Below are 362 nucleotides of genomic sequence, written 5' to 3'. Positions count from 1 at the left end.
TTATCATCTGCTTTTGGATGAGTTAAGCTCTTTTTTTTGAGTGATGCCGATTCGTTTTAATGCAATGCCTATCGCTCTTTGAGTACAATTAAAACGCCGAGCTCGTTCGTGCTGATAGTCATCAGGATAAGCCTCTACATCCGCTCTCAGTAATGCATCGTCTATTTTAGTTGGGGTAAACTGACGTTTTTTACGCTCAGGAAATTTTTTCCAACGCTGAATAGTGTTGGTGCTAATTTGATATTCCTCGGCAAGTTGTCGAATGCTATAGCCTTCTGCAAGCTTATTGAGGATCAGTTGTCGGTAGTCTTTTGAGTATGCCATATTATATACTGTAGCGGATTTTTGTTTCTTTTACTATA

The 362-nt window shown here is 39.0% G+C and carries 1 protein-coding gene; it reads right to left on the bottom strand.

Annotated features, from left to right (window positions below; all coding sequences use genetic code 11):
* Positions 1-3: 3 nt before the first annotated feature.
* Complete coding sequence (locus tag CXF58_RS01315; RefSeq protein ID WP_025651424.1) at positions 4-324, bottom strand: IS630 transposase-related protein; 321 nt, start codon at positions 322-324, stop codon at positions 4-6.
* Positions 325-362 lie beyond the last annotated feature (38 nt).

This window comes from Psychrobacter sp. Sarcosine-02u-2, assembly GCF_002836335.1.
Taxonomy (GTDB): domain Bacteria; phylum Pseudomonadota; class Gammaproteobacteria; order Pseudomonadales; family Moraxellaceae; genus Psychrobacter; species Psychrobacter faecalis.
Note: the sequence above shows the minus strand (reverse complement) of the source record. Positions and strands in the feature narration are given on the sequence as shown.

What these genes read in the sequence shown, in the direction of transcription:
- CXF58_RS01315 (WP_025651424.1), bottom strand. Translation starts at nt 324, where the DNA reads ATGGCATACTCAAAAGACTACCGACAACTGATCCTCAATAAGCTTGCA.